The organism is Natrialba aegyptia DSM 13077 (assembly GCF_000337535.1).
Taxonomy (GTDB): Archaea; Halobacteriota; Halobacteria; order Halobacteriales; family Natrialbaceae; genus Natrialba; species Natrialba aegyptia.
Window position 1 is genome coordinate 25815 of the sequence record NZ_AOIP01000010.1, and the last position, 7169, is coordinate 32983.

General features: G+C 66.0%; 6 protein-coding genes. 4 read left to right on the forward strand and 2 right to left on the reverse strand.

The genetic code is table 11. The features are described 5' to 3' along the window. Window positions 1-28: 28 nt before the first annotated feature. The 3 genes from C480_RS02160 (at window position 29) to C480_RS02170 (ending at window position 4124) form a co-directional block, all read left to right on the forward strand. Window positions 29-2911: a DEAD/DEAH box helicase gene (locus tag C480_RS02160; protein ID WP_006663984.1), complete on the forward strand. Its 2883-nt coding sequence runs from the start codon at window positions 29-31 to the stop codon at window positions 2909-2911. 95 nt (window positions 2912-3006) lie between these two features. Continuing rightward, window positions 3007-3387 carry a response regulator gene (locus tag C480_RS02165; protein ID WP_006663985.1) on the forward strand — a complete coding sequence of 127 codons (381 nt, stop codon included), beginning with the start codon at window positions 3007-3009 and terminating at the stop codon, window positions 3385-3387. Window positions 3388-3461: 74 nt separating this feature from the next. Next, window positions 3462-4124: a protein sorting system archaetidylserine decarboxylase gene (locus C480_RS02170; protein ID WP_006663986.1), complete on the forward strand. Its 663-nt coding sequence runs from the start codon at window positions 3462-3464 to the stop codon at window positions 4122-4124. 164 nt (window positions 4125-4288) lie between these two features. Here C480_RS02170 and C480_RS02175 read toward each other — a convergent pair whose 3' ends face one another. After that, the gene (locus C480_RS02175) at window positions 4289-6535 is read right to left on the reverse strand and encodes an AAA family ATPase (RefSeq protein WP_049903087.1); all 2247 of its coding nucleotides are present in this window, start codon (window positions 6533-6535) and stop codon (window positions 4289-4291) included. Between the two features lie 157 nt (window positions 6536-6692). On the opposite strand from C480_RS02175, the gene C480_RS24460 reads away from it, so the two are divergent. Beyond that, window positions 6693-6827, forward strand: coding sequence for a DUF7128 family protein (locus C480_RS24460; protein WP_006663988.1), 135 nt, complete (start codon window positions 6693-6695; stop codon window positions 6825-6827). A gap of 55 nt (window positions 6828-6882) precedes the next feature. Here C480_RS24460 and C480_RS02185 read toward each other — a convergent pair whose 3' ends face one another. Next, the gene (locus tag C480_RS02185; protein WP_006663989.1) at window positions 6883-7128 is read right to left on the reverse strand and encodes a DUF7508 domain-containing protein; all 246 of its coding nucleotides are present in this window, start codon (window positions 7126-7128) and stop codon (window positions 6883-6885) included. Window positions 7129-7169: the final 41 nt, after the last annotated feature.

The following is a 7169-nucleotide window of genomic DNA, read 5'->3' on the forward strand; positions in this document are numbered from 1 at the left end:
ATGCATCGCTCGCCCGTATACCGGTTCGATGACCGAGGGGGACGTTGCGGCTTTCTCACGTCTCGGCCCGACAGTCCGCGGAGCGCTCTCCGAGCGCGGATTCTCGACGCCGACGGCACCACAACGACTCGCGATTCCGCCGCTCGCCGCCGGCCGGAACACGCTCGTGATCGCACCGACCGGGAGTGGCAAGACCGAAACGGCCATGCTCCCCGTCTTCGACGACCTCGTCGACTCCCAACCCGAGGGATTCGGCGCGCTCTACGTGACGCCGCTGCGGGCGCTCAACCGCGACATGTTAGAGCGCCTCGAGTGGTGGGGCGAGTTCCTCGACCTCGAAGTCGACGTTCGCCACGGCGACACGACCGACTACCAGCGCAGCAAGCAAGCCGAGGACCCGCCGGACGTACTGATTACGACGCCCGAAACCGTCCAGGCGATGCTCACCGGCGACCGCCTTCGGGACGCACTCGCGGATCTCTCTCACGTCGTGATCGACGAAGTCCACGAACTCGCGGCCTCCAAACGCGGCGCACAGCTGGCGATCGGGCTCGAGCGCCTCCGCGACATCGCCGGGCAGTTCCAGCGAATCGGACTCTCGGCGACCGTCGGCGACCCCGAAGAGGTCGGCCGGTTCCTCACCGGCGGTCGACCCTGCGAGATCCGCGAAATCGACGTCGGCAGCAACGTCGACGTGACCGTCCGCGAACCCGAGATCACCGACGAGGACGAGCAACTCGCCGGGCAACTGATGACCGAACCCGACACGGCGAGTCACGTTCGCCTGATCCGCGACCTCGTCGACGAACACGAGTCCACGCTCGTCTTCGTCAACACGCGCCAGACCGCCGAGGCACTGGGCTCGCGCTTCAAAGAACTCGACCTGCCGATCGGCGTCCACCACGGCTCGCTCTCGAAGGAGGCCCGGATCGATGTCGAAGACCGATTCAAGGCCGGGGAGCTGGACGGTCTGCTTTGTACCTCCTCGATGGAACTCGGAATCGACGTGGGCCGCGTCGACCACGTGATCCAGTACAAGAGTCCGCGGCAGGTCGCCCGCCTGCTCCAGCGGGTCGGCCGCGCCGGGCACCGACGCGACGAGGTCTCGAGCGGCACGATCGTCACCACCCGACCCGACGACACCTTCGAAGCGCTCGCAATCGCCCGCCGCGCCCGCGACGGCGAGGTCGAACCGGCGCAGATCCACGAGGGCAGCCTCGACGTGGTCGCAAACCAGATCCCGGGATTCGTCCAGAGCCGCGGCTCGGTGCCCGTCCGCGACGCCTACGAGACCGTCAGCCGAGCGTATCCGTTCCGCGACCTCGCGCCGGAGACGTTCCGCGAGATCCTCGGCGAACTCCACCGCAACCGGATCGTCTGGTTCGACGAGAGCGAGGACCGCCTCGAGACCACCGGCGGTACCTGGCAGTACGTCTACGCCAACCTCTCGATGATCCCCGACGAGGAGACCTACGAGGTCCACGACATCGCCTCGAGTTCACAGATCGGGACCTTGGACGAGCGGTTCGTCGTCAATTTCGCCCAGCCGGGCGAGGTGTTCGTCCAGCGCGGCGAGATGTGGCGCATCGCCGAGATCGACGACGACGAGGCGCGGGTGAAGGTCAGCCCGATCGAGGACCCCGCCGGCGAGGTGCCATCCTGGATCGGGCAGGAGATTCCGGTCCCCGCGGCGGTCGCCCAGGAGGTCGGCGAGATTCGCGGCGTCGCCGAACCGCAGTTCGAAGCGGGCGCGGACGCCCGCGCCGTCGGTCGCGAACTCGCGGGCCGGTATCCCGCGGACGAGTTCACGCTGACCGAGGCCTGTACGCAACTCGAGCGGCAGGTCGACGCTGGTTCGGGATCCGGTTTGCGGTCGGGAATTGAGTCGGAATCGGACGGGGCCGCGCCGATGCCAACCGCGGATCGGATCGTCCTCGAACGTCAGGGTCGTACCATCGTCATCAACGCCTGCTACGGCCACATGGCAAACGAGACGCTCGGGCGCGTTCTCTCGTCGCTGCTCGGTCAGCAGGCCGGTTCCTCGGTCGGACTGGAGACCGATCCGTACCGGATCGAACTCGAGGTACCCACGTCGGTCGCGACGAGCGATATCGTCGAGATCTTCGAAGAGACGAACCCGGATCACGTCGAGGCGATCATCGAACTCGGGCTCAAGAACTCCGATGCGCTCGCGTTCCGGCTGGCGCAGGTCTCCGCCAAGTTCGGCGCGCTCAAGCGCTGGCAGGGACAGGGTTCGGGCCGACTCTCGAACGACCGCCTGCTGGCCGCACTCGAGGACACCCCGATGTACGACGAGTCGATCCGCGAGGTATTCCACGAGGATCTGGACATCGAGCGGGCGGCGGCGGTTCTCGACGGCGTTCAGTCCGGCGCGATCGAACTCGTCACCTACCGCGGGCGGACGCCGGTCGGTCGGGGCGGCCGTTCCTCCGGCGGGAAAGAGTTACTCGCCCCCGAGAACGCCGATGCGGGGGTCATCGAGACCGTCAAGGAGCGACTGCAGGACGACCGGGTTATCCTGTTGTGTACGCACTGCACCGACTGGAAGGTTACGACGAAGGTCAAACGCGTTCGCGACCAGCCAAAATGTCCCGAATGCGGGTCGACCCGGATCGCCTCGCTGAACCCGTGGGCCGACGAAGTCGTGCAGGCGGTGCGCGCCGAAGCAAAAGACGAGGAGCAAAAGGAGATGACCGAGCGCGCGTTCCGGGCCGCGAGCCTCGTCCAGAGCCACGGCAAACGGGCCGTCGTCGCGATGGCGGCCCGCGGCGTCGGCCCGCACAACGCCGCCCAGATCATCAACAAACTGCGGGAGAACGAGGACGAGTTCTACCGCGACATCCTCTCGAAGGAACGCGAGTACGCGCGGACGCAGTCGTTCTGGGACTGACCGGGGCCGTTCGTTTCAGTTCACGCGTCTCCCGGTGGAACGATCCGAATCTGCAAGAAGAACTATTAGATAAACCTGTGTCACTGCCACCATACATGCCATCTCACAGCGTTCTTCTCGTCGAAGACAGCGAGTTCCTCACGGAACACGTCAGCAAGACGTTACGAGAGGAACACGGCTTCGAGGTCGACACGGTGGCGACGGCGGCCGCAACACGGACAGCGCTCGCGGAGGCGACGTTCGACTGCGTCGTCTCGAGTTACGAACTGCCCGACGAGACCGGCATCGAACTCGCAGGCTCGGTCTCCGAGGAGGGGGTTCCGTTCGTGCTCTTTACCGGGAATTCGCTCGAACCGCTCGTCGACGAGGCGCTCGCGGCGGGCGTTTCCGCGTTCATCAGCAAGGGAACCCACGCGACGGGCGAGATGAACGTCTTTGCGAACCGGATCCGACTCGCGATTCGGGCGGGCACGTAGCGTGATCCACACCTGTATCACGACACGAGCACCCCATCCGTAACGACCATACAACTCGCTCGCCTTCTCCCGCTATGAACCTCGCGCCGGGAGCCTGGAAGTACGCGCTCGTGCCGCTGCTCGCCGCGCCCTTCGCGTTCGTCTTCAGCGTGACGGCGAGCGCCGTCGCGCTCGCGCTCGGCGTCGGAACGCTCGCCTTCTTCCGCGATCCGGAGCGCACGCCGCCGCCGACCGGCGTCGTCGCCCCCGCCGACGGCACCGTGTCCGTCCTGCGCGAGGAGGGCGACCGCGTCCGCCTCGGCACCTTCATGAACGTCTGGCACGTCCACGTCGTCCGCGCTCCCTTCGCCGGAACGATCACCGACGTCGAACACATCCCCGGCGCGAACAAACCCGCCTTCTCCAAGGACTCCGACCGAAACGAGCGTGTCCACGTGCAGTTCGAAACTGACCCAGACTCCGCCACGAACCAACTGCCGACCGACAGCGAGGCGACCGTCACCTTCATCGCCGGCGCGTTCGCTCGTCGAATCCACCCCTATCGCGAGGCCGACGATGAACTCGACCGCGGCGACCGACTCGGCCACATCGCCTTCGGCAGCCGCGTCGACGTGCTCTTCCCACCCGCGGTCGACATCGACGACATCGCCGTCGATCCCGGCGACTCGATGACCGCTGGTGAGACCGTAATCCTCGACGATGGCCCGCTCGGGGAATTCGATGTCCTCGATGCGTAATCCGCGCCGCCTCCGTACCCCCACTCCCGGCGCTCGACTCACAGTTCAACTCCCGGAAGCACTCAACGCATAACCCAACTCCCAGAGGCGCTCAACTCGCGGATCACGATGCGAACCACGACCGGTCGACAGGCACTCGACAGCACGCCACAGAAACCGACCCACTACGTCCTATCGACGTTCTCCCGCGCCGCCTCGAGATGCCGACGCTCAACGACAACCTCGTCGGCCCGCTCGTTCGCTTCGCCCGGACTGAACTCGTCTGCAACCTCGCGGATCGCCTTCATCGAGGCGTCCCTGACAAGGGCTTCGAGGTCCGCGCCGGTGTAGCCCTCGAGTTCAGCGGCCAGTTCATCGAGGGCCACGTCGTCGCCGAGGGGCTTGCCGCGGGTGTGGACCGCGAGGATCTTCTCGCGGGCCTTGCGGTCGGGGTCGCCGACGTAGACGTGGGTGTCGAGGCGGCCGGGTCGGAGGAGGGCGGGGTCGATCTGGTCCTTGCGGTTGGTCGCCGCGAGGACGACCAGGTTCGGGTTCTCGCGCATCCCGTCGAGTTCGGTCAGCAGTTGCGAGACGACGCGTTCCGTGACTTCGTGGCCTTCGCCGCGAGCGGCGGTGATGGCGTCGATTTCGTCGAAGAAGACGATGGAAGGGGCGGCCTGGCGGGCGCGTTCGAACACCTTTCGGATGGCCTTTTCGCTCTCGCCGACGTAGCGGTCGACGATTTCGGGGCCGTCGACGCGGACGAAGTTCACGTCGGTTTCGCCGGCCAGCGCGCGGGCGAGGAGCGTCTTGCCGGTTCCCGGCGGGCCGTAGAGCAGGACGCCTGAGGGTGGTTGGGTGTTCGTCGCCTCGAAGAGACGGTCGTAGGTCAGCGGCCACTCGACGGATTCCCGAAGCGTCTGCTTTGCGTCCTCGAGTCCGCCGACGTTGGTGAAGTCCGTGTCCGGCGACTCGGCGACGTACTCGCGCATCGCCGAGGGCTCGACGGAGGCGAGCGCCTCGTCGAAGTGGCGCTTTTGTACCGTCGGATTCCGATTCCACGCCTCGCGGTCGTCCGTCTCGGCCGGCCGATCCCGAATCGCCGCCATCGCGGCCTCGCTTGCGACGCCGTCCAGGTCCGCGCCGACGAAGCCGTGGGTCCGACGGGCGAGGGCGTCCACGTCGACGTCGTCCGCGAGCGGCATCCCGCGGGTGTGGACCTCGAGAATCTCCCGGCGTCCCGTCTCGTCGGGAACGCCGATCTGGATTTCGCGGTCGAACCGGCCGCCGCGGCGGAGTGCGGGGTCGATGCTATCGACGCGGTTCGTCGCGCCGATGACGATCACTTCGCCGCGCGCGTCGAGGCCGTCCATCAGCGTCAGCAACTGACCGACGATCCGATTTTCGGCGTCGCCGTCGTCGTCTCTCGTCCCCGCGATCGAGTCGATTTCGTCGAAGAAGATGATCGTCGGAGCGTCCTCACGCGCCTGCTCGAATGTCTGGCGCAGTTGCTCTTCGGATTCGCCCTTGTACTTCGACATGATCTCCGGCCCCGAAATCGTCACGAAATGGGCGTCGACCTCGTTCGCGACTGCCCGGGCGATCAACGTCTTCCCGGTCCCGGGCGGGCCGTAGAGCAACACGCCGGAGGGCGGTTCGACCCCGAGCCGCTGGAACAGCTCCGGCTCCGACAGCGGAAGTTCGATCATCTCCCGCACGAGTTCGAGTTCGTCGTCCAGGCCGCCGATGTCCTCGTAGGTGACGCCGGAACTGGCTGTGCCGTCTGCCGGCTGCTCGTCGGTGGCTGTGCCAGTGCTCTCGCCGTCACTCTCGGGGGTGGTGGCTGTACTCGAGCCGGTACTGCTACTGGTACCGGTACCGATACCGGAGCCCGCCCCACCACCCGCCGAGCCCGTGACGCGGACTGTCGTTGAACTCGTGATTCGAACGTCGCCGCCGGGGGTCGTGTCGACGACGGAAAACGGTTCCTGGCCGACGCCTTCGATTCTGATCTGTTCTCCGGCGCGCACCGGTCGGTTTCGCAGCGTCTTGGCCGCCTCGTGTTCTGCGACTTGCTGCTGGCTGGAAGACAGCGTCGGTGGCGGCGTTAGTGTCACGCGCTCAGCGTCGCGGATCGAGGACGTGTCCTTCGTCCGGATGGTGACCGTATCGCCGACGTGAACGCCGGCATTGGCGCGGGTGTCGCCGTCGATCTGAATCGCGTGCTCCGGAATCGACGCGTCCGCCGGCCACATTTTTGCGACGGTCGTCTTTCCACCGTCGCCCTCGCCTTCGATGACGATCGTATCGCCACTGAGAACGCCCAGCTGTCGGCGAGCAAGCTCAGGTATTCGGGCGACACCTCGGCCCGCATCGCGCTTCTCGGCCGCTTGGACCGACAGCGAGATGCCGTCGGAATCCGACCCACTCATACCCGGTTCTTTCGGCCACGTCGCCTTGAGAATTACCCACGTCACTCCCATCTCACGATACGTTTCGTCGAGGCGGTATCAGCTCAGATTTCCATCCCGGCAGCACGTCCCCGTGTGCCGGAGCAACGCCTTTGGGTATTCGTGGCCAACTCGCGATATGGTGGTCCAGACCGAGCGGGACGACGCCACCTGGTACGAGTGTGAAACCTGCGGACTGCTCTTCGACGAGAAGTCCGATGCAACGGCGCACGAAAAACGGTGTGACGGAGCTGATCCGAGCTACATTCAATAAGTTCTGCACTCGCGACGGTCTCGATGAGCCAGCAGCCGATTAATCCGCAGGCGGCCTACTCGAGCCGTTCACGATGAGACGCAGCGAGTTCACCTGCGCGATCTAACGTGTGCGTCTCGGTCCAGCGGACGCGGTCGCCGTCGCCGTAGGCAAGCGCCGTCTTCAGTTCGTCGCGCAAGACACCGTGGCCGACCGACAGCACCGAGCCGGACTCGTCGCCGAGTTCGTAGACGCCGGGCCGATCCGGTGCACTTGCGACAACCTCCCGATCGAGCGTCGTCCAGGCTTTTTGTAGCGGCATGTTACGCGGTGGAGTCCTCACGCTGTCTCTTATACACATCT

What these genes read in the sequence shown, in the direction of transcription:
- C480_RS02175 (WP_049903087.1), bottom strand. Translation starts at nt 6,535, where the DNA reads ATGAGTGGGTCGGATTCCGACGGCATCTCGCTGTCGGTCCAAGCGGCC.
- C480_RS24460 (WP_006663988.1), top strand. Translation starts at nt 6,693, where the DNA reads ATGGTGGTCCAGACCGAGCGGGACGACGCCACCTGGTACGAGTGTGAA.
- C480_RS02160 (WP_006663984.1), top strand. Translation starts at nt 29, where the DNA reads ATGACCGAGGGGGACGTTGCGGCTTTCTCACGTCTCGGCCCGACAGTC.
- C480_RS02185 (WP_006663989.1), bottom strand. Translation starts at nt 7,128, where the DNA reads ATGCCGCTACAAAAAGCCTGGACGACGCTCGATCGGGAGGTTGTCGCA.
- C480_RS02170 (WP_006663986.1), top strand. Translation starts at nt 3,462, where the DNA reads ATGAACCTCGCGCCGGGAGCCTGGAAGTACGCGCTCGTGCCGCTGCTC.
- C480_RS02165 (WP_006663985.1), top strand. Translation starts at nt 3,007, where the DNA reads ATGCCATCTCACAGCGTTCTTCTCGTCGAAGACAGCGAGTTCCTCACG.